The organism is Reinekea thalattae (assembly GCF_008041945.1).
Classification (GTDB): domain Bacteria; phylum Pseudomonadota; class Gammaproteobacteria; order Pseudomonadales; family Natronospirillaceae; genus Reinekea; species Reinekea thalattae.
Window position 1 is genome coordinate 104,629 of record NZ_VKAD01000002.1, and the last position, 26,045, is coordinate 130,673.

The 26,045-nt window shown below is 46.1% G+C and carries 22 protein-coding genes; 10 read left to right on the forward strand and 12 right to left on the reverse strand.

What is annotated here, in order from left to right:
• The first annotated feature begins 258 nt into the window (after positions 1–258).
• The 5 genes from xdhA (at position 259) to uraH (ending at position 5,985) form a co-directional block, all read left to right on the forward strand.
• Positions 259–1,716: a xanthine dehydrogenase small subunit gene (gene xdhA, locus FME95_RS10815; protein ID WP_147714504.1), complete on the forward strand. Its 1,458-nt coding sequence runs from the start codon at positions 259–261 to the stop codon at positions 1,714–1,716.
• Positions 1,703–4,048, forward strand: a complete 2,346-nt coding sequence (xdhB, locus tag FME95_RS10820; protein WP_147714505.1) for a xanthine dehydrogenase molybdopterin binding subunit — start codon at positions 1,703–1,705, stop codon at positions 4,046–4,048. Before xdhA ends, xdhB begins: the two co-directional genes overlap by 14 nt.
• The gene (gene xdhC, locus FME95_RS10825) at positions 4,038–4,907 is read left to right on the forward strand and encodes a xanthine dehydrogenase accessory protein XdhC (protein ID WP_147714506.1); all 870 of its coding nucleotides are present in this window, start codon (positions 4,038–4,040) and stop codon (positions 4,905–4,907) included. The genes xdhB and xdhC overlap by 11 nt, the downstream gene beginning before the upstream one ends.
• A gap of 103 nt (positions 4,908–5,010) precedes the next feature.
• Positions 5,011–5,520, forward strand: coding sequence for a 2-oxo-4-hydroxy-4-carboxy-5-ureidoimidazoline decarboxylase (uraD, locus tag FME95_RS10830; RefSeq protein WP_147714507.1), 510 nt, complete (start codon positions 5,011–5,013; stop codon positions 5,518–5,520).
• A 129-nt stretch (positions 5,521–5,649) separates the two neighbouring features.
• On the forward strand, positions 5,650–5,985 hold the full coding sequence (gene uraH, locus FME95_RS10835; RefSeq protein ID WP_147714508.1) for a hydroxyisourate hydrolase: 336 nt from the start codon (positions 5,650–5,652) through the stop codon (positions 5,983–5,985).
• Between the two features lie 106 nt (positions 5,986–6,091).
• On the opposite strand, the gene pgi is transcribed toward uraH, so the two are convergent.
• The 11 genes from pgi to FME95_RS10890 all read right to left on the reverse strand — a co-directional run bounded on the left by pgi (position 6,092) and on the right by FME95_RS10890 (position 19,938).
• Positions 6,092–7,747 carry a glucose-6-phosphate isomerase gene (pgi, locus tag FME95_RS10840; protein ID WP_147714509.1) on the reverse strand — a complete coding sequence of 552 codons (1,656 nt, stop codon included), beginning with the start codon at positions 7,745–7,747 and terminating at the stop codon, positions 6,092–6,094.
• A 146-nt stretch (positions 7,748–7,893) separates the two neighbouring features.
• A complete protein-coding gene (gene mutY / locus FME95_RS10845) occupies positions 7,894–8,970 on the reverse strand; it encodes an A/G-specific adenine glycosylase (RefSeq protein WP_147714510.1) in 1,077 nt (358 codons plus the stop codon).
• 62 nt (positions 8,971–9,032) lie between these two features.
• Entirely contained in the window at positions 9,033–10,694 is a 1,662-nt protein-coding gene (locus FME95_RS10850; RefSeq protein ID WP_187265511.1) for an FG-GAP repeat protein, read from the reverse strand.
• 377 nt (positions 10,695–11,071) lie between these two features.
• Positions 11,072–11,848 (reverse strand): heme ABC transporter ATP-binding protein, encoded by a 777-nt coding sequence (locus tag FME95_RS10855; protein WP_147714512.1) that lies wholly within the window; start codon positions 11,846–11,848, stop codon positions 11,072–11,074.
• Positions 11,845–12,900, reverse strand: a complete 1,056-nt coding sequence (locus tag FME95_RS10860; protein ID WP_246109364.1) for a FecCD family ABC transporter permease — start codon at positions 12,898–12,900, stop codon at positions 11,845–11,847. Before FME95_RS10860 ends, FME95_RS10855 begins: the two co-directional genes overlap by 4 nt.
• A gap of 75 nt (positions 12,901–12,975) precedes the next feature.
• Positions 12,976–13,845: a heme/hemin ABC transporter substrate-binding protein gene (locus FME95_RS10865; protein ID WP_246109365.1), complete on the reverse strand. Its 870-nt coding sequence runs from the start codon at positions 13,843–13,845 to the stop codon at positions 12,976–12,978.
• Positions 13,842–14,948: a hemin-degrading factor gene (locus tag FME95_RS10870; protein ID WP_147714514.1), complete on the reverse strand. Its 1,107-nt coding sequence runs from the start codon at positions 14,946–14,948 to the stop codon at positions 13,842–13,844. The genes FME95_RS10865 and FME95_RS10870 overlap by 4 nt, the downstream gene beginning before the upstream one ends.
• Positions 14,949–15,039: 91 nt before the next feature.
• The gene (locus tag FME95_RS10875; RefSeq protein ID WP_147714515.1) at positions 15,040–16,911 is read right to left on the reverse strand and encodes a TonB-dependent receptor plug domain-containing protein; all 1,872 of its coding nucleotides are present in this window, start codon (positions 16,909–16,911) and stop codon (positions 15,040–15,042) included.
• A 196-nt stretch (positions 16,912–17,107) separates the two neighbouring features.
• Positions 17,108–17,281, reverse strand: a complete 174-nt coding sequence (gene hemP, locus FME95_RS10880; protein WP_187265512.1) for a hemin uptake protein HemP — start codon at positions 17,279–17,281, stop codon at positions 17,108–17,110.
• A 201-nt stretch (positions 17,282–17,482) separates the two neighbouring features.
• Entirely contained in the window at positions 17,483–19,330 is a 1,848-nt protein-coding gene (ilvD, locus tag FME95_RS10885) for a dihydroxy-acid dehydratase (RefSeq protein ID WP_147714789.1), read from the reverse strand.
• A 251-nt stretch (positions 19,331–19,581) separates the two neighbouring features.
• Positions 19,582–19,938, reverse strand: a complete 357-nt coding sequence (locus FME95_RS10890; RefSeq protein WP_147714517.1) for a DUF3316 domain-containing protein — start codon at positions 19,936–19,938, stop codon at positions 19,582–19,584.
• A gap of 358 nt (positions 19,939–20,296) precedes the next feature.
• On the opposite strand from FME95_RS10890, the gene FME95_RS10895 reads away from it, so the two are divergent.
• The 4 genes from FME95_RS10895 to FME95_RS10910 all read left to right on the forward strand — a co-directional run bounded on the left by FME95_RS10895 (position 20,297) and on the right by FME95_RS10910 (position 23,819).
• On the forward strand, positions 20,297–21,274 hold the full coding sequence (locus tag FME95_RS10895) for a transcriptional regulator (protein WP_147714518.1): 978 nt from the start codon (positions 20,297–20,299) through the stop codon (positions 21,272–21,274).
• Between the two features lie 47 nt (positions 21,275–21,321).
• Positions 21,322–21,861, forward strand: a complete 540-nt coding sequence (locus FME95_RS10900; protein WP_147714519.1) for a regulatory protein ToxS — start codon at positions 21,322–21,324, stop codon at positions 21,859–21,861.
• Between the two features lie 206 nt (positions 21,862–22,067).
• Positions 22,068–23,495: a cryptochrome/photolyase family protein gene (locus tag FME95_RS10905; RefSeq protein WP_147714520.1), complete on the forward strand. Its 1,428-nt coding sequence runs from the start codon at positions 22,068–22,070 to the stop codon at positions 23,493–23,495.
• 57 nt (positions 23,496–23,552) lie between these two features.
• A complete protein-coding gene (locus tag FME95_RS10910) occupies positions 23,553–23,819 on the forward strand; it encodes a hypothetical protein (protein WP_246109366.1) in 267 nt (88 codons plus the stop codon).
• A 151-nt stretch (positions 23,820–23,970) separates the two neighbouring features.
• Here FME95_RS10910 and FME95_RS10915 read toward each other — a convergent pair whose 3' ends face one another.
• Complete coding sequence (locus FME95_RS10915) at positions 23,971–24,540, reverse strand: acetate uptake transporter (protein WP_147714521.1); 570 nt, start codon at positions 24,538–24,540, stop codon at positions 23,971–23,973.
• A 200-nt stretch (positions 24,541–24,740) separates the two neighbouring features.
• Here FME95_RS10915 and FME95_RS10920 point away from each other — a divergent pair, with 200 nt between their 5' ends.
• A complete protein-coding gene (locus tag FME95_RS10920) occupies positions 24,741–25,955 on the forward strand; it encodes a phosphoribosyltransferase family protein (RefSeq protein WP_147714522.1) in 1,215 nt (404 codons plus the stop codon).
• The last annotated feature ends 90 nt before the right edge of the window (positions 25,956–26,045 follow it).

A 26,045-nucleotide genomic window follows, 5' to 3' on the forward strand; every position in this document is an offset into this window, starting at 1 on the left:
AGTGAAAGTTTTATTATTGAATTGTCTGCAATTCTGGTATGCAACTTTTAGCAACAGTGCGCTATTTCGTTAGCCTGTAGAGATTGGTTTAATTATTTTGTTGACCAGATAGTCAACTTTGGTACAAAAGCTGCTACAGTATCGCTAACTAGAAAAACCATAAGATGAGTCAATGGCCTATTTTTATAGAGACCGAGCGATTGGTTGTGCTATGAAACATAGGCGTTGTTGGCTCGATAGAGAGAGTAGAGGTAGAGCGTGATACGTTTTCTATTAAATAACCGGGTAGTTGAGCTGGATGGCGTCGCGCCGACCTTAAGTACCCTAGATTGGCTGCGCACTAAAACGGATCTTGCCGGTACCAAAGAAGGCTGCGCCTCGGGCGATTGTGGTGCCTGTACCGTGGTGATCGGCGAGCAGCAAGATGGCGAGCTTAGCTATAAAAGCATGAATGCCTGCTTGTTACTGGTCGGTCAACTCAATGGTAAGCACCTTGTGACGGTTGAGGGCCTGACTGTCCAGAATACGACCGATGCGCTGAGCTTAGAAGCGCTACACCCAGTGCAGCGAGCGATGGTTGAATGCCACGGCTCGCAATGTGGTTTCTGTACGCCCGGCTTTATCATGAGCATGTTTACGCTCTATATGAATCATGTCGAATATCCAGGTGAACATCAGGTGATAGAGCAGTTGGGTGGTAACCTCTGCCGCTGTACTGGTTATCGGCCAATTTTGGCGGCGTGTGAGCAAATGTACCAATACCCGCGTGCTGAAAATCATTTAAGTGCCGCGGCGAGCGATTTTTTTGCTTTGCCTGCGTTGCCAGAAGCTTCGTTGAGTCATCAACAACAGCAGTTTTATTTACCAGCCGATTTAGCCACATTGACGGCGTTAAGAAGCGCTCACCCAGCGGCGTTGCTGGTGACCGGTGGCACCGACTTATCACTTGCCTTTACTCAGCAGTTGCAAACCGCCGATGCTGTGATTTCGCTTGCCGATGTCGCGGAACTCAAGCAGATCGACGACGATCGCCAAGGCCTAACCATTGGTGCGGCATTGAGCTATTCGCAATTTATGCCGAGCTTGCTGAATTATTTTCCTGAGGCGACAGAGTTGTTTTCGCGCTTGGGCTCGATGCAAGTACGTAATGCTGGCTCATTGGGCGGCAGCCTAGGCAATGCCTCGCCGATTGGCGACCCTGCGCCGCTGTTGCTAGCGTTAGATGCAGAAATACAGCTGGTTAGCCAACGCGGTGAGCGCTGGTTAGCGATTGCAGATTTCTTTTTAGATTATCGCAAAACTCAACTGGCCGAAGACGAAGTGATTGCGCGCATTTTCATTCCTGCCAGAAAGCCAAACAGTAAATTGGCTTGCTACAAAATCTCCAAACGTATGGAAGACGATATTTCTGCCGTCTGTTGTGTCATTCATTACCAACTTATCGATGGCGTTATGCAAAATGTTAAAACCGGTTTTGGTGGCATGGCGGCAATACCTAAAGCGGCGAATCAGCTGCAAGATTATCTAGAAGGTAAGGCGTTAACGGCGGCTGAAATTGAACATGCAGCAGAGCGCTTAACAGAAGATTTTCAACCCATGGCTGACGTTCGCGCAAGTAAAGACTACCGAATGCAGGTCAGTAAAAACCTATTGCAACGACTTTGGCTGGAGCAAAGTAGCCAACTAATTACGAGGGTCGATCATGCGGCACTTTAAAATGGACGCCCAATCAAGTGGGCATAAAGTGGTGGGTAAATCACTCAAGCACGAGAGCGCCATCGCTCAAGTTACCGGCCAAGCACAGTATGTCGACGATGCTCTGATTGCCGAACAAGCCTTGCATGCATACCCAGCGGTTGCCAACCAAACGGTCGGCTTAATCAAGTCTATTGATATCGACGCCGTATTAGCCGTAGAGGGTGTTGTGACGGTACTAACTGCTGCCGATATTCCTGGTAAAAAAGACATTGGCCCAGTGTTTCCCGGCGATGTATTACTGGCTGAAGATCAGCTGCAATATCATCATCAGCCGGTGGCGCTGGTGGTTGCCGAAAGTTTTGATATCGCCCGCAAAGCCGCTCGGTTGATCAAAGTTGAGGTTGAAGCGGATGAAACTAAGCCCGCGCTGTTGGATGTTGAGCAAGCCGTTGCACAGCAAGATTGGGTGCGTCCTCCTTTTACCATTAAGCGTGGCGATGTAGAGCAGGGCTTTGCCCAAGCGCCGCATCGTTTACGAGCAAGCATGACCTTAGGTGGCCAAGAGCACTTTTATTTAGAAGGCCAAGTAGCTTACGCCTTACCGACTGACGATGGCGGCGTGTTTGTAAAAAGCTCCACTCAGCACCCGAGTGAAGTACAGCATCTGGTTGCCGAAGTTTTGGGCTTACCATTTAATGCCGTGACCGTTGAGATGCGTCGCATGGGCGGTGGTTTTGGCGGCAAAGAAACGCAAGCCGCGCCGTGGGCAGTTATGGCAGCGTTGGCCTGCAAAAAAACCGCTCGGCCAGTAAAATTACGTTTAGCGCGTGCCGACGACTTTAAACTCACCGGCAAGCGTCATCCCTTTACTAATCGCTACGATGTTGGCTTTGATGATCAGGGCACCATTATCGCCGCCGATATCAATGTGACTGGTCATTGCGGTTATTCACCGGATTTATCCGATGCCATTGTCGATCGCGCCATGTTCCATTCGGATAACGCCTACTTTTATGAAAACGTCACCATTACTGGTCAGCGTGCGCGCCTCAATACCGTCAGCCATACTGCTTATCGCGGCTTTGGTGGGCCGCAAGGTGTCATGGTCGCCGAAGCTCTGATGGACGATGTTGCCCGCCGGTTGGGTAAAGACCCTGCCGATGTACGGCTGCATAATTTGTATCGAGAAGGCCGCGATTTAACGCCTTACCACCAACCGGTAGAGCAGTTTGTGTTGGCCGATATGATGAACATGTTGATGACTCAAGCGAACTATCGTCAACGCCGAGAAGCCATTACCGAATTTAACAAGCAGTCGCCAATCATTAAAAAAGGTTTGTCGATTACGCCAGTGAAGTTTGGTATTTCTTTTACCGTGCAGCATCTTAATCAGGCCGGTGCTTTGGTGCATGTCTATACCGATGGCTCGATTCATCTGAACCACGGCGGCACAGAAATGGGCCAAGGGCTTAACACCAAAGTCCAGCAAATTGTCGCGCAGGTATTTGGTGTTTCGGCTGATCGCGTTGGTGTTAGTGCAACCCGAACCGATAAGGTGCCAAACACCTCGCCAACGGCGGCTTCTTCCGGCACCGATTTAAACGGTATGGCGGCGCTTAACGCGGCGATGCTGATTAAAAACCGAATGATCGATTACATGGTTGAGCAGCTCGGAGCCGAAAAGGACAGCATCGAATTTGGCGATAACAAAGTCAGTTATCAAGACGGCGAAATCAGTTTTAAAGCGCTGGCGCAGCAAGCCTATATGGCACGCGTTAGTCTTTCTGCTAATGGTTATTACGCCACGCCGAAAATTCACTTTGATCGCAATGAAGGCAAGGGTCGACCATTTTTCTATTACTCGCATGGCGTTGCCTTAGCAGAGGTTCAGGTCGATACGCTCACCGGCGAGAACAGCCTGACGCATGTCGATATCATGCACGATGTTGGTAACTCGATTAATCCGGCCATCGATATCGGCCAGATTGAAGGCGCATTTATTCAAGGCATGGGCTGGCTAACAACCGAAGATTTGCAATGGAATGAACGTGGCGAGCTGGCCAGCAATAGCCCGGCAACCTATAAAATCCCAGCCATTGGCGACACACCAAAACACTTTAAGGTGAACCTGTACGATTCAGAAAACCCAGAGCATACGGTGTTTAAATCGAAAGCCGTTGGTGAGCCGCCCTTTATGTTGGCCAGCTCCGTTTGGTGTGCATTAAGAGATGCGGTTGCCAGTGTTGCCGACTATAAGATTTCACCGCAGATGAATGCGCCGGCAACACCGGAAGAAATTTTAAAAGCCATCACTGCGGTTAAACAACAGGCGTTAAATAATGCTGAATAAAAACACACAGGGTTTTCATAACAATCGTTGGAGCGAGGCGGTGCACCTGTTAACGCAGCGCCAGTGCGACTATGTATTGGTGACGGTGTTGGCGACAAAAGGCTCAACACCACGTGAAAACGGTAGCAAGATGGTGATCAGTGGTGATGATATTTTCGATACCATCGGCGGTGGCCATCTAGAATTTAAAGTTATAGAAAAAGCTCGCCAGCTGTTGCTTGATCGACAATACGGTCAATGTTTAGAGCAGTTTTCTTTGGGCGCGAGTCTAGGTCAATGTTGTGGCGGCAGCGTCAGTGTGCTGTTTGAGTGCCAGCAAAATGTGGCAACCGAAGTGGTGGTTTTTGGCGCGGGTCATGTCGGCCACGCCTTAGTTGATACACTGTCTGGTTTACCTATTCGTGTGCGCTGGGTTGATAGCCGCGCAGACTTATTTCCAGCTCAACTGCCTGCAAATGCTCAAATACAACTCGAAGCTTACCCCGTTGATGCAGTTAAAGATGTGGCGAAAAACTCAATCTATATCGTCTTAACGCATAACCATCAACTCGACTTTGAGCTCACCGAGCACATCTTAAAAAGAAACGATGCGTTGTTTTTAGGTGTTATTGGTTCAAACACTAAAGCAAAGCGTTTTCAGTTACGGTTAAAGCATAAGGGGTTTAATGCTTCGGCTATTGAGCAGATGCATTGTCCTGTAGGCTTATCAGATGTGACCGGTAAGCTGCCAAAAGAAATCGCCATTGCCATAGCGGGTCAAGTTATTCAGCAGTACCAAAGGCTGGCAGAAACAACACAGCAGGATTCGCTACAATGGCAGTCGGCAACATCGCAATTAACGCACCTTGTTGATGCCTAACCCGTACAACATAAAATGGTAAAGCTAAAAGGTTACTAATTTGCTGGTTAGCTTTTCTTACTGATCGATTTTTATTAATAGTCTTTTTACTAAGAGTTGAATTATGAACATTGAGCAATTTAACTTACTGCCGCAACCGCAAGCCTTTAGTGCCTTAGAAAGCTGTTGCGTTGCTAAAAACTGGGTCGACGCCATGTTGGATCTGCGCCCCTTTGCCGACTTGCCAGCCTTGTATAAAAGTGCCGAAAGTATTTGGGAAAAATGCGCCGAAGCCGATTATTTGGCTGCGTTTGAAGGCCATCCGCGTATTGGTGATGTCGCTACATTAAAAGCCAAATATCAGCATACCGCCGGTATGGCAGGGCACGAACAGCAAGGTATGTCGCAAGCCGATGAGCAATTGCTGCATCGTATGAAACAACGCAACGACGACTATTTTGATAAGTTTGGTTTTATTTTTATTGTTTGTGCTAGCGGTAAATCAGCACAACAGATGTTAGAGATTTTAGAGTCTCGTATCGGTAACGATTACAAAACTGAGCTGGCTATTGCCGCAAATGAGCAAATGAAAATCACCCAAATACGATTAGAAAAACTATTTATTGCGGAATAAATTTTTTTTTAATCGTTTTTTTAATCGACGCTTTTTTTAAAGTGACAGTTTTTTAAATGACTGCTTTTGTTTAAACAGTTTGTCGCCAGCTAAGCTAGGTTGGCAATTTATAAATGGAGTCCATAGAGTATGTCTAGAAGCCCAATCACTACACACGTATTGGATACAGCGACCGGTAAGCCGGCCGAAAACGTCAGCATTGAACTGCATAAGCTGCAAGGCGAGCAATATCAACAATTGGCGGTGGCGAATACCGATGCCGACGGCCGAATTGCGCAGTGGCCAATCGCAGATGATCAGTTGGGTTTTGGTCAGTACAAGTTGGTGTTTAACCTAAAAGACTACTACGGTGACGAGAGCTTTTTCCCAACGGTGGATATTGCCTTTGTCGTCAGTGATGAACGCCATCACCATGTGCCACTGTTGTTATCGCCATTTGGTTATTCCACTTATCGCGGCAGTTAATAAGTCGTTATAAAATGAAATTCAATTAAAAAGGCGGCTTATGAGCCGCCTTTTTAATGTTTAACCGAAATGTTATTAATCGAAAGCTTTTTAATCGAATAGTCGGTTATTTCTTCCAAGCTTTAAATTGATTGATCAGATTATTGGTCGAACTGTCGTGACTGTTGACCAATTCACTGTCGAGCAATTCAGGTAGAATTTTATTCGCCAACTGCTTGCCCAATTCCACACCCCATTGGTCAAAAGAAAAAATATTCCAAATAACGCCCTGTACAAAAATTTTATGTTCGTACATCGCAACCAACGCACCTAAGCTAAACGGAGTGATCTGCTGAACTAAAAATGAGTTGGTTGGCTTATTGCCATTAAAGGTTTTAAAAGCCGTTAGCTGGTCTATTTCCTGTTCGGACTTTCCTGCATTAGCCAGTTCTTCTCTGACGACTTCGGCCGATTTACCAAATGCCAGCGCCTCTGTTTGAGCAAAAAAATTCGACATCAATTTTGGGTGGTGGTCCGAAACTGGGTTGTGGCTAATTGCTGGTGCAATGAAATCGCACGGAATCATTTTGGTGCCCTGATGAATCAGTTGGTAAAAGGCGTGTTGGCCGTTAGTGCCCGGCTCGCCCCAAATAATAGGCCCAGTTTGGTAGTCCACAGCATCACCGTTACGGTCGGTGCATTTACCGTTAGATTCCATATCGCCTTGCTGGAAGTAAGCCGCAAAGCGATGCATGTATTGGTCGTAAGGTAAAATGGCAACGCTTTCTGCGTTATAAAAGTTGTTATACCAAATACCCAAAAGCGCCAAAATAACCGGAATGTTTTGTTTGAATTCGGTTTCTGCAAAGTGATTATCCATGGCGTGAGCGCCATCAAGGAAGGCTGTGAAATTATCAAAGCCTATAGTCAGTGCAACCGATAAACCAATGGCCGACCAACTGGAATAACGGCCACCGACCCAATCCCAAAATTCAAACATGTTGTCGGTATCGATACCAAATTCATCGACTTTTTCTGCGTTGGTCGATAGCGCGACAAAGTGTTTAGCCACGTGGTTTTTATCTTTTGCTTGGTCTAAAAACCATTGCCTAGCTGTCATCGCATTAGTCATGGTTTCTTGTGTGGTAAAGGTTTTAGAGGCGATTAAAAATAGGGTTGTTTCTGGGTTAAGCGGCTTTAGCGTTTCAACGATTTGTGTGCCATCGACGTTAGAAACAAAGTGGCTGTTAATATGCTCAACCTGATAGGGCTTAAGTGCTTCGGTGATCATCACCGGGCCAAGATCCGAACCACCAATACCAATGTTAACAATATCGGTAATGGCTTTGCCGCTATAACCGAGCCATTGGCCAGTATGTACCTTGCTGCAAAAGCTTTGCATTTTAGCTAACACAGCATTGACCTTTGGCATCACATCTTCGCCATCAACCATCACCGGATTATTACTGCGGTTACGCAAGGCGGTATGAAGCACAGCACGACCTTCGGTCTGGTTGATTTTTTCACCGCTGAACATAGCTTTAATAGCATCAGCAAGTTTGCACTCATCAGCTAACGCAATCAGCTTGGTGAGCGTTTCGTTGTTGATCAGGTTTTTTGAATAATCGAATAGGAGTTGCTCGCCAAAGCGAATATTAAAGTCGTCGAAACGATCGGGCGATTGTGCGAACAATTCGGTCAGGGTGGTGCCGTTAAATTCGCTAAAGTGATGTTCTAAGTCTTTCCAGGCTGCTGTCGATGTTGGATTTATTGTATGGAGCATAGGAACCTCTAGATAGATTGAAATCGGCTTTTTAAGCTAGCTAGCGCCAGTTAGCCGATGGACTCATGGTTAAATCAACGACTCAAAATGAATATTAAAGGCTACTTTAACTGATTAGCCAGCAGCTTCAAGCCAGCATTGACGCTCTAAAGGTTGTTGGTGAGCTGGGTCAGTAGTTTTTTAACCGGTGCGGCCAAACCAATAGACTGTTCACCGGCGTCCAACAGGGCTGGGTTAAACCAAATATCATCGGACTCCTGCAATTCCGTTGGTGCTGCATCTAGCTTGGCGAGTACCGGCGTTATTTCTAGGTGGTAATGGCTAAAGGTATGGCGAAAGGTTGGCCAGTAATCGAGCTGATCCGTTTGATAATGCAGGCGGCAGTGATCGCTTAGCGCTTCGGCTTGGGCGAATTCTTTAAAGCTGTATAGGCCACCCCAAATGCCGCTGGCTGGGCGCTTTTCTAATAGGATACGGCCATCGGCTAGCTGTAGCATGAGCATAAGGGTGTGTTTTATCGGCTTGTCTTTTTTCGGCTTGGACTTGGGCAGCAACGAAACCTGATCACTGGCTAAAGCAAGGCAATGGTCGCTCAGTGGGCAATCGCCACATTTGGGTTTGCTACGCGTACAAACCATCGCGCCTAAATCCATCATTGCTTGGTTATAGTCGGCAACCTGTTCGGTGGGTGTGAGTTGTTCGGCCCAATGCCATAATTGCTTTTGAGATTCGGTTGTTCCGGGCCATTCTTGCAGTGCAAAAAATCGGCTCAGTACACGCTTTACGTTGCCGTCTAATATCGCCTCGGCATGACCAAATACCGAACTGGCGATAGCCGCTGCGGTAGAGCGTCCAATACCCGGAAGACTTTCTAAGTCCGTCGCATTGTCTGGCATTTCAGCTGAAAAATTGCGCACAACGGTTTTTGCCGCCTTGTGTAAATTACGCGCGCGAGCGTAGTAGCCTAAGCCGGTCCACAGGTGCAGCACCTCATCTTCGGGCGCACTAGCTAAATCACTTACCGTAGGGAAGCGCGCCATAAAGCGTTCAAAATAGGGGATGACCGTCGCAACCTGAGTCTGCTGCAACATCACTTCGGAAACCCAAACCCGATAGGCTGTTTTACCCTGTTGCCAAGGCAAATGTTTACGGCCGTGCTGGGCAAACCAACTTAGAGTCAGCTGTTGAAAAGTCGTAGCGGATAGATGAATGGCTTCTGGCATAAAAAAGCCACCTAAATAGGTGGCGTTCAATTAATTATAGAAGCTGCATAGTAAAAGATTCATTAATACAAATAAACAGCACCAGAACTTGCTATGGGTTCATCGGTGTATTGGCCGTTAATGCCACTGGCATTGGTATCTTCATAGGTTGTTGAAATAGCGATGGTTTTGTCATCACTAATCTGTACATTACCACCAAAATACTTTGATCTAGTTGGGTTAGTAGACTTTAAATAGCCCGTTTGTTGCCATGTTCCATCATTTGTTAATTGGAAAACATAGGCTGCGCCAGAATCTCTTTGTTCATTATTGTTAGGGTCACCTGTCAGTCCGATACCATTGCTGTCTTCTCCTGTTGCGCTGACAACCAGTAGTGTACCGCTACTGTCTAGATCGACTCTGTAACCAAAGTAATCGTATTTATTTTTATTTTGAGCTGTAATAAAGGCTGTTGGTTGCCATTGATCATTACTGTCTAAGTTGAAAATGAATACAACGCCAGGATCACGAACAAGTCGATCATCAATACTTGTAGCACCAACGGCAAGCACATTTCCTGCTTTGTTTAGACTAAAGCCCTTAGCAAAATCGTCGTAGTTGTCAGGGTTCGTGGCTTCTACGAACTGCTGAGCTTGCCATTGACCATTCTCTTTTGCATAAAGGTAAACGCGGCCTCTGACGCCTCTGTTTTGAGTATAACTACTTACTGCCAAACTATTGCCATCACCACTTAAACTGATTTTATCACCGAATCTATTGTCACTTCTGGCGACTAAAATTATCGATTTGATGTACGCCTCTTCGTGCCAGCTAGCACCATTGTATTTGTAAAGATAAACAGCGCCAGCTCCCTGTCTTTTGTTTTGAGTATCAGGTGTTTGATGGGCACTGCTTTGATCTCCATCCTCGCCAATTGCTGCAACGGCAAGAGTATTGCCGTCGTCACTTAAGCGGACTGAATGACCAAAAAGATCACCTTCTTCGGCGTTGCTGGCTTGAATAAAGTCTCGCAGGCGCCATTGGTTTGTTTCTTGATCACGAACATAGATATAAGCAGCCCCCGCATTTTTTGGATCACGGTCATTTGCGCTAGAGGCCGCTCGGTCTGCACCGAGAGCGCCAACTGCGAGAATGTTACCGTCTTTGCTTAGACTGACAGATGTTCCAAAGCGATTATATTCTTTGATGTTATCGGCTTTAATGTGTGCTTGTTGAACCCAGTTATTTTCTGACAAGGTGTATATATAAACAGCGCCAGTATTAATGTATTCATTCTTACTTGAACTATTATTGTCGTAACTTATATTTTCATTTGGTACGCCAACTGCGAGAGTCGAACCATCGGCACTGAGGTTGATATCTGAGCCGAACATATCAGTCATGTTTGGAGTGTTGCTTTTTAAGTGGCCAATAGCCTGATTGATAGTTTTGTTAACGGTTACTTCTGGGCTATCAACACAACCGTTTTGATTACAAGACTGCAAAACATAGCTGGCATTTGTACGCTCATAAAGTGCTCGAACTGTAGTGTACAGATTGGTATTTGGTTCTATGTTTTCGCTGATAGTGACATAGCTGGATTGCGAGTCTAACTTTTCGAGTAGCTTATAATAGGTCGCACCTTCAACATCACTCCACGTAAACTCAAATACTTTAACCGGCTTCACAGAGAGTGTTAGCTCTGCGGCAACGTTAGGCATTCTTTGGCATGAAGAGACGAGCATACAGATGGCAATTATTGAAATTATGTTAAGGCGATACTTGAGTAGAAAAATGCAGTTATTAACGCTCATACCTATAATCATCAATGAAGAGTCCTTTAAATCTTAGTCAGGTTGACTGTGAACATTGAGTGTTGCATTACTGATACTGGATGGCAAGATTTAGACTGAAGTCGCCATCCTGTAAGTATAAAACGAAACGCTGCCATAAAATCCGGTAATGAAAGTATGAGTAGTAATTGGTATAAAGATCGACAAAGACTAAAAATTATTTACAGGCTATATAAGAAATACGTAGAGGTTATTCAAAAAATATTTAGACATTATTTTACTGTTGCAGAGTTTATGTAAACGTAACTAACGTGACCCTTTTAAATCAACTAAAGTGTCACAATAACCGGTTTTTGGTTTACCGGATGCGCCATAACAGTGGTTTCGATTGAGAATACACGCTGAATAGTCTCGCTATTAAAGATGCTATCGCTGGCTCCCTGCTCGACAATGCTGGCTTGCTGCATCATAACGACACGGTCGGCGTACTGCGCTGCCAAGTTTAGGTCGTGCAAAATTGTCATGACACCAATGTCTTGTTTCGCTAATTGTTTTGCGAGCTTCAGTATCAGCTGTTGGTGTTCGGCATCTAATGCAGAAGTCGGTTCGTCGAGCAATAAATAGCGTGGGCCTAAATCGCTTGGCTGCCAAATTTGCGCTAATACGCGAGCTAGCTGTACGCGTTGTTTTTCACCACCAGAAAGTGACGGGTAAGCTTTTGTTTGCAGGTGGCTAATGTCGAGTGCTTCGATTGCGGCTTCGGCAATATCGATATCTTTTTTGTAGCCAGTGCTGTGCGGCAAACGCCCGAGTAAAACGATCTCTAGAACACTGAACGGGAAGTTCAGTAGCGAGGTTTGTGGCAGTACGCCAATCATTTTTGCGCGTTCGTTATTTGACCAAGCCTTGTAGTCTTTTTGGTTTAATTTAATTAAGCCTTGGTAAGCAGAAATTTCACCGGCCATGACTTTAAGTAACGATGATTTACCCGCACCGTTTGGCCCCATAACGGCGACGATTTCACCTGGCGAGAATGAAAAATCAATGCCATTAAGCAGTGTTTTTTTACCAGCTTTAAGCTGTAAATGCTGAACAGAAAAACTCACAGTGCCCCTCGATTTGAACGCAACGCTATCAGTGCAATAAAAAATGGCCCGCCGATAATCGCCGTGATTAAACCAATGGGTAATTCCGCTGGAGCAATAAGCGTGCGCGACAGCATGTCGGCCAATACTAAAAATAAGCCACCTAACAAGGCTGAGGCCGGTAATAGATAACGATGATCTGGACCTAAACTCATGCGTACAATATGAGGCACGACCAAGCCGACAAAGCCAATCATGCCGGAGACAGCAACTGCCGCACCCACACCTAATGCCACCAACAGGATGATACGAAATTTTACCGCATCGACATTTACGCCTAAGTGCCGCGCTTCAGACTCTCCTAGCAGTAAAGCATTAAGTTGTTTCGAATAACGTAAAATACAAATCAGCGTGACCATGCACATTAGCGATGTGATGCTCAAGTCTGTCCAAGTCGCGCCGCCTAAGCTGCCCATTTGCCAAAAGGTGAGTGTACGCAACATGGTGTCGTCGGCGAGGTAAGTTAAAATACCAATGCCGGAGCCGCAGGCGATATTAATAGCAATGCCTGCTAGCAACATCGTCGTAATAGAAGTGCCAAAGCGGCTGGTGGCAATCCAAGCAACAACGCAAGTTGTGCCTAAGCCTCCTAAAAACGCCATGATCGAGAGCGTATAGCTGCCGAACAAATCAAACACTGGCTTTAATATTGAACCTGCCAGCACAATGCTGGCAACGGCGGCCAGAGCCGCGCCACTGGAAACGCCAATCAAGCCTGGGTCGGCTAATGGGTTACGAAATAAACCCTGAATTGCCGCACCACTGACTGCCAATGTGGCACCAACCACTAAGCCTAAAAGCGTTCTTGGTAAGCGAATCGATTCGACGACAACGATAGCGTATTGAGGCAGTTCATTGTTAAAGCTGAAAAAGCGCGTCAGTATGGCCTGAAACGATTCCACAATAGAAAGCGGCATTGGGCCGACACCAACAGAAACGCCAGTGCAAAAAATGATGGCTAAACATAGCCCGCCAATACTGTAGCGAGCTGCGGATTCACGTTTGTTTTTCACTAATTTACCTGTGTAAACAGTTATCGGTCAGTGGTTTTTTCTTTATAACAAAAAGAAAAAAGCAAAAAATAAAAATTAAGAGCCAGAGTACAGCTGTTGAGTCAGTTCACTGATGGCTTCGCCAATGCGTGGGCCAAAGCCAAGCAGTTTTAAACCGTCGATCAAAATAAGCCGCTGTTGTTCTGCCGCAGGTGTTGCCGAAAATCCCGGTAGCGCGAACAGTTCAGTAGCGTTAGTGCTGTGACCGGCTCGGTCCATCATTAAAATGACATCGGGTTGCGCTTTGATAATGGCTTCGACCGGCATCGGTTTATAGCCTTCAAATTCGGTCACGGCATTGTTAGCGCCAGCCAGTTGAATCATTGTATCTGGGCTGCTGTTGCGGCCTGCAACCAATGGCGAGCGATCACCTAACGACAACACAAACATAACGCGAACTGGCTTTTCGATGTTGCTCGAAATTTTCTCAGCTTCAGCGACTTGCTGTTCAACTTGCTGCCACAACGCTTGTCCTTGCTTTGGTTTTTCTAATAACTCAGCGATGCCGAGAATTTTTTCTTTCACGGCATCAAGGCTGGGTTGTTCGCTGTAGGTTTGAATGTTGACGCCTGCCGCTTGCAGCTGGTTGATTACTCTTTCTGGGCCAGAATCCTGTGTTGCCACAATGACATCAGGTAATAGCGACAGCATACCTTCGGCAGATAGGTTTCGCTTATAACCAATTTGCGGTAATTCGCTAGCCTGTTGTGGGTAAGTTGATGTGGTATCAACACCGACTAATCGGTGTTGTTCACCCAGTGCAAAAATTATTTCGGTCAGCGAGCCATCGGCAGAGACAATCCGTTTTGGCGCTTCTGCAAACAGTGGTGAAGTCACCATAGCAACGCAAACTAAAACAGAACTGAGTAGTTTGGTGGTTGAGATTTTTAACGAAAAAAATGTCATGCCAGTGTCTCCTCAGTTAATAGGCTTTCGGCCAGAGCTCGCCATTGCAGGTTTTCTGTGTTGCCTTCTTGGCGAACGCCATTGAACTGAGCAATTTGCTCACTTTCTGCGCTGAATAATTCTAATGAAGTGATGTTGCCATCGACAGTTGGCTTTCTAACTAGCCAAGCGCTGGCGACATTTTTATGCAGCAGGTGTAGATTAAATTCAGGGTCTAAAACATTTAGCCAGTCACCAACAATTTTAATGTTAGAGACTGCGCCGCTGTGAATTTGAATGATGCCGCTGTTGCCGACAAAGCACATAATAGGCGTTTCTTGTTCGGCTGCACTGGTTAAAAAGTGCTCCAGCTTTTCTGGGTTTACTGGTAATGCCCAAGGCTCACCGACAGCGTGAAAGGCTTGTTCGCGGCTGATGTTATGGCGTTTTAAAATGCCAAAAAGCTGATGCACATCGCGCATGCCTTGCCAGTCTTGGCTCAATGTCGCGACATCGATTTTCTCGTCGGCAATGTGTTCCGTTTTTTCTAACTGGCTTACTAATGACAGAGGCGCTGTTTGGTCATCGGCCAAGAACTGTTTTACAAAGTCAGTGTAGGCGTCGATTTTTTCTTCGCTCTGTAAAAATATTTTCTCAATCGCGCTGCCTGTGGCATCAAAATATTGCAGGCTGTAACGCAGCCCTTTGGCTGTCCATTCTTGTACAGCAAAGCCATAAGCCCAACGACTTAACATAATGCGCAGATCTATTTTTCGATCATCAGAAATAACCAAACCCATGTGCGGACTATTGACCGAAACGTTTTGATAAACACCTTTCTTTTCGTGTACGCAATGATCGTTACGGGTCAGTGTCATAACGTAGCCAAGGCTTGGCATCTGGTTAATTTGTTCGGCAAAGTTTGTATTTAGGCGCAGACTTAAAAGGTCACATTTTGAGTCAATTAGTTCAGCTTCGCTGACGTTTAGTGCTGTCGCTTGGTCTCGTCTTCGTAGGCTTGGCTGTTGTTCTTGCAGTGCCTTAAAGCGATCAAACAGATCGTTGTTTGCTGGGGCTTGATCAAACAAAGCCTGTAACTCAGTTGTGTTGTTTTTAGCTGCCATAGTCGCCTCAATAGGTGATTGTAGGTTTGCCCACTACATATGTTTATTGAGTGGGCGTTTAAGTTATTAACTCGTGTTCGAGTTTTATCCTTTATAGGTTAGCCGTTAAGCTAAAACCAAATAGCCGGCCTGTTTCGGTATAGGCGTTACCATCTTCATCTTCTGACGCAGCCAGACTGTCGAGTAGGTTGTAAACACCAACACGGGTAGAAAGGTGATCACCAAACTGTTTATTGAAGGTAAGGTCAATCACTGTTGATGCCGCTCGCTCACTGGTGTTGTCATCATCAACATATTGTTTGCTCGAATAGGTTGCCGCAAGTTGGCTGTTCACATCAATAACAGGCAAGCGATAGTTTACCGAGGCACTGGCTTGATGATTTGAACGGTTGGTTAATTCATTACCTGTGGCCTTATCTTCATGATCGAGGTAGGTGTAATTTAGGCTACTCGATAGACCTTCAAAAAATTCATAGCTGGCCTCGGTTTCGATACCGGTGATGCGCGCATCTTTTACGTTCTGGTATTGGTAAGTCGTGCCGGTTGTCACTGCGGTGTTAATCAGATTTTCAACATCGTTATTAAACACAGTGATGCTGCTGGATAAACCTGCATGATTGTAAGCTGCGCTGAGTTCAAAGGTTTGGCTGGTCTCTGCTTCTAGGTCGCTATTACCAATGACGGTATAACCATAACCGTAAAAGACATAATCGCTAGAGGCCTCGCTGATCGATGGTGCTTTAAAGCCTTGGCCGTAGCCACCTTTTATATAAAACTGGTCGTTGATTTGCCAATTAACATAGGCTTTCGGGCTGATCTCGGAGCCGAATCGTTGGTTGTAGTCAAAGCGGCTACCGACGGTAAATGTCAGCTCATCGTTAAGGCTGTAAGCATCCTGAATGAAGGCAGAGGCGGCACTGAATTCATCGCTGAAGTCGGTGCTTGTTGCGGCGGTGTAATCTTTAACATATTGCTCCGATGCGAACTCGATGCCGCTAGCAATTTGGTGCGCATTAAATGGGCTGCCGACTATATCCAGCGTGGCGACGTTTTCGGTAATGTCATGACTGTAATCGTAAGATACCAAATAGTTTTCGGAGGCTGCTTGGTAAGCCTGAGCTGTGATATCGAAGCCAGCAAGGTAGCTTTCTAAACTGACGCCTGCTTGGTGGCGGTCGATATCATAATAAAGTTCATTCGGATAAGTACTGCGCTCTTCTTGGCCGATAATGCCGGTGAGCGTCAGTGTCGTTGATTCATTCAGATAAATGCCCAGATCAGCACTGAAATTGGTAATTTCTTTGCCTTGAACGCTGGAAGATGCGCCAGTGTCATCAAAGTTGGCTTCAAAAGCATCGCTACTGCGTCGTTCTGCACTTACGGCGAGTTCACCAAAGCTGCTTAATGGTCCATAGGCGTTTATAGCCAGTGCGTTTTCATCGCCGCCGTCGCCTTGAGAATTACTGATTCGGCTTTCTGCGGTCACAGAACCAGACCAAGTGCCTGAGCTCTTTTTAGTAATGATGTTAATGACACCACCCAAAGCGGAGGAGCCATAAAGGTTAGAAACAGGGCCGCGAATGACTTCGATGCGCTCGATGGCTTCAACCGGAACCCAGCTGAGTTGATAGTCAGAAAAAGCAATGTTGGTGTCGGTATCGCTCAGCCTGCGCCCGTCGACAAGAATCAGAGTATGGTTGGTTTCCATACCGCGAATTTGAATCCCTGAACGGCCAGAGCCGGTTCGGGTTGCACTCACACCAGGCAGGGTAGCAATGGCTTCTAGTAAATTTGTTGCGCCGCTTTGCGCGATATCATTAGCCGTTACAATATCAACGGTGCCAGCAAAGCTTTGCTCAGTCGCGGAAGATTTTCCGGTAACGATTAATGTTTCTGTGGAGTCTTGTGCTTGTAGCTCAGCGAAAAGTGAGGCTGCAATTAGCAGTGGAAGTGTCTTTTTCATAATGCCTACTCAGGTTAATGTTTAATTCAAAACGGGTATAAATGACCCGATAAAAATTAACTCTGGCTGGCTGGTTTTTTTGGCTGGCTGGAGTTGTTGCTTTCGTTTTGGTGATTTTTACGATAAATCTGTTTGCCTTGGTACGTTACAGATTGTGATGCTAAATTAGCTTCGATAGCCGCTGTCTAGCAGGCTATTACTTAGTAAGGATCAACTTACCGCTGCTGGTTTCTTGCAGCCGATAAACAGAGTCGTTATGGATGATTAACACCTCTTTCTGTTCGTTCAGCAGCGCTTTACTGGTAATAAAGGGCTGTGGCTCAAGGCTTTGTTCTGGACTTTGTTGTCTTGGATCGTCTTGTTTTGTCATTGTTATGCCCATTACTTTATTTGGTAATGAGAATCATACTCAATATTGTTTGTATAAAAAATCCCATTTTTTTTGGGGGTATTGAGAGAGCGACTAAAGAGTGGTTCATTGCATCGCTTAGTTAAGCGCTTTGGTCATATGGCAGGCACAAAAAAGCCACCCGTAGGTGGCTTGTTGTTTAACGCTTAAGCGGCGTTCGGATTATTCTTCTAGCATCGCTTTGTTGCGTACCGCGCCTTTATCGGCGCTGGTGGCGAGCAATGCATAGGCTTTTAGCGCCGTAGTCACTTTACGCTTGCGTTGCTCGACAGGCTTCCAAGCAGCGCTGCCTTTTGCTTCCATCGCTGCGCGACGCTCGGCGAGCTGCTCGGTAGTCAGGTCGACATTAATTGAACGATTTGGAATATCGATAATCACTGAATCGCCTTCTTCAATAAGGCCAATCGCACCGCCAGCGGCGGCTTCTGGAGAACAATGACCAATCGATAAACCACTGGTACCGCCAGAAAAACGACCATCGGTAAGTAGGGCGCAAGCCTTGCCTAAGCCTTTCGATTTTAAATAGCTGGTTGGGTAAAGCATTTCTTGCATACCCGGACCACCTTTCGGGCCTTCGTAGCGAATAATGACGATATCGCCAGCTTCGATTTGATCGGCCAAAATAGCGTTAACCGAATCGTCTTGGCTTTCAAAAATACGCGCACGACCAGTGAATTTTAAAATGCTTTCGTCAACACCGGCGGTTTTCACAACGCAGCCGTCTTCGGCAATGTTGCCTTTTAATACCGCTAGGCCGCCTTCTTTGGAGTAGGCGTTTTCTAATGAGCGAATACAACCATCGGTACGGTCGCCATCGAGCGTAGGCCAACGAGTCGCCTGACTAAAGGCAGTTTGTGTTGGAATGCCGGCAGGGCCAGCTTTGTACATCTCGTTCACGGCCGGATCATTGGTGGTCATGATGTCCCACTTTGCAATGGCCTCTTTCATGGTTTTGGCGTGTACCGTTGGCACGTCAGAATGTAACAGGCCCGCGCGATCAAGCTCTGCCAAAAGACCAAAAATGCCGCCGGCGCGGTGCACGTCTTCCATATGGTATTTCGGTGAATTAGGCGCAACCTTACAAAGCTGAGGCACCTTACGAGAGAGTTGATCCATATGGTCCATGTTGTAGTCGACTTCGGCTTCTTGTGCGATTGCCAACAGGTGCAAAATGGTGTTGGTTGAGCCGCCCATGGCGATATCGAGTGTCATGGCGTTTTCGAAAGCTTTGAACGAGCCAATATTGCGTGGCAATACTGATTCATCTTCTTGCTCGTAATAGCGCTTGGCGTTTTTAACGATGAGTCGACCGGCTTCTAGGAACAACTCTTTACGATCAGCGTGAGTGGCCAATAGGCTGCCGTTACCCGGTAGTGACAAACCAATGGCTTCGGTTAAGCAGTTCATTGAGTTAGCGGTAAACATGCCAGAGCAAGAACCACAGGTTGGGCAGGCGCTGCGTTCGTATTCGGCGACTTCTTCATCACTGGCGTTGTCGTCAGCGGCAATCACCATGGCATCTACTAAGTCGAGTTTATGCTCAGATAGCTTGGTTTTACCGGCTTCCATCGGTCCGCCAGAAACAAACACCGCTGGAATGTTAAGGCGCATTGCCGCCATCAGCATTCCGGGTGTGATTTTATCGCAGTTAGAAATACACACCATGGCATCGGCACAGTGAGCATTGACCATATATTCGACAGAGTCGGCAATGATTTCCCGAGAAGGCAGCGAATAAAGCATGCCGTCGTGACCCATGGCTATACCATCGTCCACCGCGATGGTGTTAAATTCTTTGGCAACACCGCCAGCTGCTTCAATTTCGCGTGCAACCAATTGGCCCATGTCTTTTAAATGCACATGGCCGGGCACAAATTGGGTAAAGCTGTTCACAACCGCAATAATTGGCTTTTGGAAATCTTCATCTTTCATGCCGGTGGCGCGCCATAACGAGCGAGCACCCGCCATATTACGACCAGCGGTAGAGGTTTTGGAACGGTACTGTGGCATTGGTGTCATCCTGATAGTTCTTATAAGTGGGCTATTTTAACCTGTTATTGCGCGCAAGTAAGTGAGATTTATGCAAAGCGGTATTGCTTGCTCGGTGAATGTTTGTCAATAAACCTAAACACGGCTATTTGTTAAATAGTCGGTCGGGTTGGGTTGGGCAGGATTTAATTGTTGAGCGGAGATAAAAAAGCCCGCATAAAGCGGGCTGGCTATTCTTTGCGGCTAAGCGCAAATATTAAGCGCGAGACTCATTAGTCATTGTTGTCTTGACGTTCTTGGAAGCTGTAATCAACGTCAATCACGGCACGGTACTGAATGTTGTCCGGTGCGGTTGCAAATTTTTGAACATGAACCGTTGTGTTTTCTACGTTTAGGTCACGAATATCGGCACCATAGGCGTGTAGTTCAGTACGTAGTTCGCTTTGTGATGCATCGCTGAGTTGGTCGATGACGGCAAAGCCAGCGTTATAGGCTGCAGATTCTGATGAGAACGCGTCTGTGTAGATGACTTCGCTATCGGTTGCAGCTTCGAAGTTTGCAAAAGCAGCAGTGCTGAAAAGCAAAGAAGCAGAAAGAGTAGCGGCAGTAAGTAAAGTTTTAGTATTCATGGTTTGTACCTCTTATCAATTTTATGGTTTCACTGTGATTTAAAGAGAGATTCAATTTGTGCGTTACTCTTAAGCTTTAAAACAGACCGTTAGAGGATTAAAACCATCTAAGGGTTGCCCTAAGAGCACGTCAGCCGTTGCCTCTCGATGACTAATAAGATGGGGCACGGCGATTCAAATAACCAATAAAACAATATTAAAAAATATTTTTTGGTAAATAACGTCAACATTTAAGGTGACAGGCTGAAGCCTTAACCTACCCTTAACTCATTAGTCGTTACCTTGAATCTGCTATTTCAAGGCACCAGTTAGGATTATTGTTGCAGTGGGTGCAGGGTGAACAAGAGGAGTAAAAAAAATGGCTAGTGACTATCGGTTTAGACTTTTTGATAATTTTTTATTTGATTCACGCAGCAACAGTTTAAAAGATTTAACCAAGAATGGTGCAGAATTAAGCATCGGTAATAATGAAAGCCGATTACTGGCGTTTTTTTGCCAGAATGAGAATGAATTACTCACTCGACAAATGATTCAACAGCGCGTTTGGCTCGATCAAGGGTTTCAGGTTGATGATTCCAGCTTAACTCAAGCGATTTTTAATTTACGCAAGCTATTAAACGACTCGGCTAAATCACCGAACTATATTGTTACCTTACCTAAACAGGGCTATCGCTTTATTGCCCAGGTCGAGCCGGAGCCAGCTTTGGATAGAGGCGTGCGAACAGATGTTGCCAAAGTGGCGACAACACCGCAGTTGCAAAACGATGCGCTAGGCTCATTCACCGACACATCAAATAGCTTAACCGACACATCAAATAGCTTAACCGACGCATCAGATACTTTAGATGCTCAAAGCACTTTAGATACTCAAAGTACTTTAAAAGCATTAACAGTACAGCCAAATACGGATCGCCTTTCAGATCAGCAAGCCGCGTCAGCCGTCGAGGCGAAAAAAAATAAGCGCATCCTGTTGTTTACCGTATGGCCCAGTATTGCTGCGGCTTTTGTGGTGGTTATTTTTTCTGCGCTATTGGTTGGCTGGTTTTATAATCAACAGCCGGGCTTTATTACCGTCAGTGATTTAGAGGGCGTGCCGATTAAGACCTATAATGGCAGTTCGGCGAATCAGGATTGGTCAGGCATAGTGAGTAGTTGTTTGGATCGGTATGGTAATCCAGAGCCTGGTCAGCCATCACCTGAACAGGTCATTATTACCGGTGATCAAGATGGTCGGATCAACATCAACCTGTTATTTGATAAAGCCAATGCCAATATGAACGTCACCATGAGGTTATTGCCTCGATTGGATGGACAGTCGAATAGCTGTTCTATTTGATACTGTTTAACCTTCATTTCAGACATGGATAAGTGAAAACAACAACAATGAAAATAAAACTAACCATAGCGTTATTGCTATTGAGTATTACTTGTAGCGCTTTGTTATCGGCTTATTGGTTTTTTAGTCAGGAGCTTTCGCGCACCTTAACTTCGCGTGAGTGGATGCAAAATATGGTTTTGATTTTGCCAAAAGAATTCAATCAGGCTGCAAGCGAGTACCGATTGATGGAAAGGGTTAATGTGTCCTCGACCACTAAGTTTTTGCAGGATGGAGTCTTTATCAAGAGTTTGAGTGTGCAGGTTTATCAACTGAATCAACAGGGTGAAGTTGATCTGATGCCGCCGGTTGAGTTTTCTATCGACGGTGTTTGGGAGCTGGTGGATAATTATTTGGTAACCAAAAATACCAGTATTAATAACTTGCCCACGGCGCGGGGCATGGCACTTTCTAGTGAGGAAGTGGAAGTCTTAAGAAAGCGAATCATTATTCTCGAAGAAGAAACCAAACGAGTCGATAAGTTAGCCAAAGATAAGCTGCTGTTTACCAGCCTTAATCAGGATTCACAGCTGCTGTACGCCGAATAACTCTAGCAAGCCGTTACTTGCCTGTTTTTATCACTGCCGAGCATCGCTGCATCGCGCAGTTTTGTAGCTATTGATCCTAACCACTGTTTACAGCGTATAGCTTTTAATCATTGAATCCTTTGCTAGGGTTAAAGCTCTATATAACCCAAATAACAATAACGCAAATTAACATTGTTCAAGCTAATACAGGCTAAGTAGTTAAGCTCATGACGCACAAAACACTGGTTTGGTTTCGCAACGATTTGAGACTGGACGATAACCCTGCCTTACATTTCGCCTGCCAAGCCGGTGATGTATTGCCTGTTTTTATTTTCGATACCGATACTCCCGACGAATATCAGTTAGGCGGCGCTAGCCGTTGGTGGTTGCAGCAGTCGCTAACCAGCCTAAATCAATCACTTGGTCATCGCTTAGTGATTCGAGCGGGCAGCGCCAAAACCCTATTGGCTCAGTTAATCGACGAGTTTGGTTGTGATCAGTTGGTTTGGAACCGCGGTTATGAACCTTGGCAAATGCAGCGCGACCGCGACATAAAGGCCGAGCTATCGACAACGCTTCGAGTTAAAAGCTTTAACGGCAGTTTATTGTGGGAACCGCACACGGTACTTAAACGCGACGGTAGTCCTTACCGTGTGTTCACGCCTTATTTCAAAAAGGGCTGCTTGAATGCGCCGCCGCCTCGTCAACCGATAGCGCAGCCAGAAACCATTAATTGCCTAGCGCTGACGCAGGCCGACAGCCTCGATGTTGATAAGCTTGATTTGATCGATGACATTGGCTGGCACCACGCGATTGCCGAGCATTGGCAACCGGGTGAAAAGGGCGCGCATCAACGTTTAGACGATTTTGTAGCAGGCCCCGCCGAGCGTTATAAAATTGCGCGAGATGTGCCGTCACTTGAAGGCACGAGTTTTTTGTCGCCGCATTTGCACTTTGGTGAAATCTCACCGAATCGGGTTTGGTATCAGCTGCACGATAATTTTGCTGGCTTTGATCGGGCAGACATTGCCAGTTATTTAACGGAACTGGGTTGGCGCGAGTTTAGCTATTACCTTCTATATTATTTTCCGACCTTGCCGAGTGAGAATTTTAACAACCGTTTCGATCATTTTGCGTGGCAGCAAAATGCCACTCAATTAGCGCGTTGGCAGCGCGGCCAAACCGGTATTCCGATTGTCGATGCAGGTATGCGTCAGCTATGGCAAACCGGCTATATGCATAACCGAGTACGGATGATCACGGCCTCGTTTCTGGTTAAAAACCTATTGTTGGATTGGCGCTTAGGCGCGCAATGGTTTTGGGATACGCTTGTCGATGCGGATCTTGCTAGTAACAGTGCCAGTTGGCAGTGGGTGGCCGGTTGCGGTGCCGACGCCGCTCCCTACTTCCGAATTTTTAATCCGGTATTACAAGGCGAAAAATTCGATACTGAGGGTGCTTATGTAAAGCAGTATTGTCCAGAGCTTGCCGCCTTACCGAAAAAATATCTGCATCAGCCTTGGAGCGCTCCGGCCGAGGTATTGCAAGCTGCGAATATTGAGCTCGGGCGAGATTACCCAGAGCCATTAGTTGATTTAAAGCAATCACGGCAAAGAGCGCTGGATGCATTCGCAGCGTTGAAGCAACTGGGGTGATAAACTACGACCGATGGCAGGGTCATGCTTGAACGACTCTGCATAAGGAGTTGATTTATGATGTCGCGTACCCCTAGCGCAATGCAGCAGTTGCTCACAACCATTCACACCAATATCCCATTTGATCAGTTAGACGAGGCACGAGTCTGCTCTGGTCAGTGCATCGGTTGCCCGAAAAAATTACTCGAGTATTTGGAGCAAGAGGTGCAATGGTGGCAGCAGTCGTTAGATGCTGGCGAAGTGCCTAAGCTCGGCGATATTGAAAAGCTTTCTCGCAGTAGCCAAAAAATCTACAGGGTATTGCAGAAAAATCAGATTCTTTAGTTGGTCTTACTTATCAGCGAGGTTTGGCTGGCTAATTTATAGACAAAAAAAAGAGCGGCTTAGCCGCTCTTTCTGGTTAACTTACTCGCTAGCGCTTATTTTTTAATGCAGCCAGTTTGACTGCTCAGAGCAGCGGCAAGTTAGCAATATCTTATTCAGCTTTTGGTGCGCCGATTGGTAAAACAGTGCGACCGTGCTGTTCGTTGATTACTTCAGCCATGCCTAGGTAAATCGCGCTTGAACCACAGATGATGCCAACCCAGCCAGCGATGTAACCAATGATGGCAGACTCTAAGAAGTTATGAATAGCAAGCAACGCGAACAATAGCGTTAGGCTACCAAAAATAAACTGCAATGCTTTGTTCGCTGGTAAGGTACCAATGAACATAAAGCCAGTGAAGATACCCCACATAGTTAGGTACCAACCCATAAAGGCAGCAGAGGTTGCTTCACCAAGGCCCCAAGTTGGGATAAACAGCAATACCACTAGGCTAATCCAGAAGAAGCCATAAGAAGTAAAGGCAGTTAGACCAAAGGTGTTACCCTTACGGAACTCTAAAATACCGGCAATAACTTGCGCCGCGCCGCCATAGCAAAGGCCCATCGCCATAACCATGGCACTAAAAGGGAAGAAGCCTGCATTGTGGATATTAAGTAGAACCGTGGTCATACCAAAGCCCATTAGGCCTAGAGGACCTGGATTCGCTAATTGCTCTTTCATAGTAAATATCTCATTTATGGATAGGGATAAAAAAAGAGCGCGGAATGTACCAGCTAGAAAACAGCGGTTAAATGCCTAGCGGCCTTTAAATGAAGCTGCTAAATGTAAATTTTCGCTGACATTAAAAGAAGAATTTACCCTTGCCGCTCGCGGCGCTAGAATAGCGCCCCTTCAAAACTCGCGCTACCTAAAGGCTGACCATGGAACTTACTCCAGATCGTATTGTTGTTGTTAGTAATTCGTCCGAAAACCCTTTTGCCATCGATGTTGCATACGCCATGGGACAGCATGATGACATTGCTGATCGCATCAGCATGAAGCAGTTCACCAACTCTGAATTTTGCCCCCGATTTATCTCTGATGAGAACGACTTCTCCAATATCGGCAATACGCTAGAAGGTAAGGTGGTGGTGATTGTCAGTACCAGCTGCCACACTAAAACGCGTCAAGAACTGGCAATGAGCAACTTTGTTATTGCTCGAACGGCAAAAGAAAACGGCGCCGAGCATGTTGTACTGGTTGAGCCAGATCTGTTTTACAGCGCACAAGATCGAGGCCCGCACGCAGATTTAGGCGAAACCCACTTTGAGCGCGATATCAAAGACATTAAGAAATTCGATGGTCAGGGTTTTACCGCCAAGCTATACGCCCAACTGTTAAAGATGTCTGGCGTGGATCGAGTACTCACCATTCATAACCACTCCTACTCAGTACAAAAAATCTTTAATCAGGTCTTTGAAGGTTTATTCCACAACATCATCCCTTACGAAATCTACACCCACTATCTATTAAATTCGAACATCTTAAATCACGGTAATCAGGGCGAAGGCTTAGTTTTCTGCGCACCGGATAAAGGCGCTCGTGATTTTGTTAAAGAGATGTTTGAGCGCTCTGGCCTAAACAAAGCTAAGTTCATCATGCTCGACAAAGAGCGCACCGCCGAGCGTAAGGTTGAAATCACCCTGCATAAAGAAAGTGAGCATACCTTTGAAGGTCTCGAAAATTGCAGCATTGTGTTGTTCGACGACATGGTTCGCACAGGCGGCACGGTAGTTAAGTCATGTGAGTTTTTACAGCAGCTAAAACCAGAACGTATGGTTTTTGCGGTAACGCACTTCTACGCCAGTGATGAAGGCCGCGAACGTATGGCCAGCAATGCATTAGGTGAAATTTTAACGCTCAATACCTTGCCGACTATTTTGAACCGCGACCAGCAAGGCCGCTTACGTAAAAAGATGGTGGTATTAAAGGTCGAAAAATGGATTGCTCAAGAGCTGTGCTCGATCTTAAACGTGCAGCACCGTGAAGAGAAAAACCCATACAAAATTGATATGTCCTCGAAAAACCCACGTTTTAAACGAAAAATTTGGTTCAGTGACCAACTTAACCAGCTCAACGATGACGCCGACGACTAGGCTAAATCGCCGCTGATAGATGCGTTGCAGTAGCTATCAGCGGCATGCTGTATTTAAAGTGTGAATTTTTACCGTAATTTATACAATCTC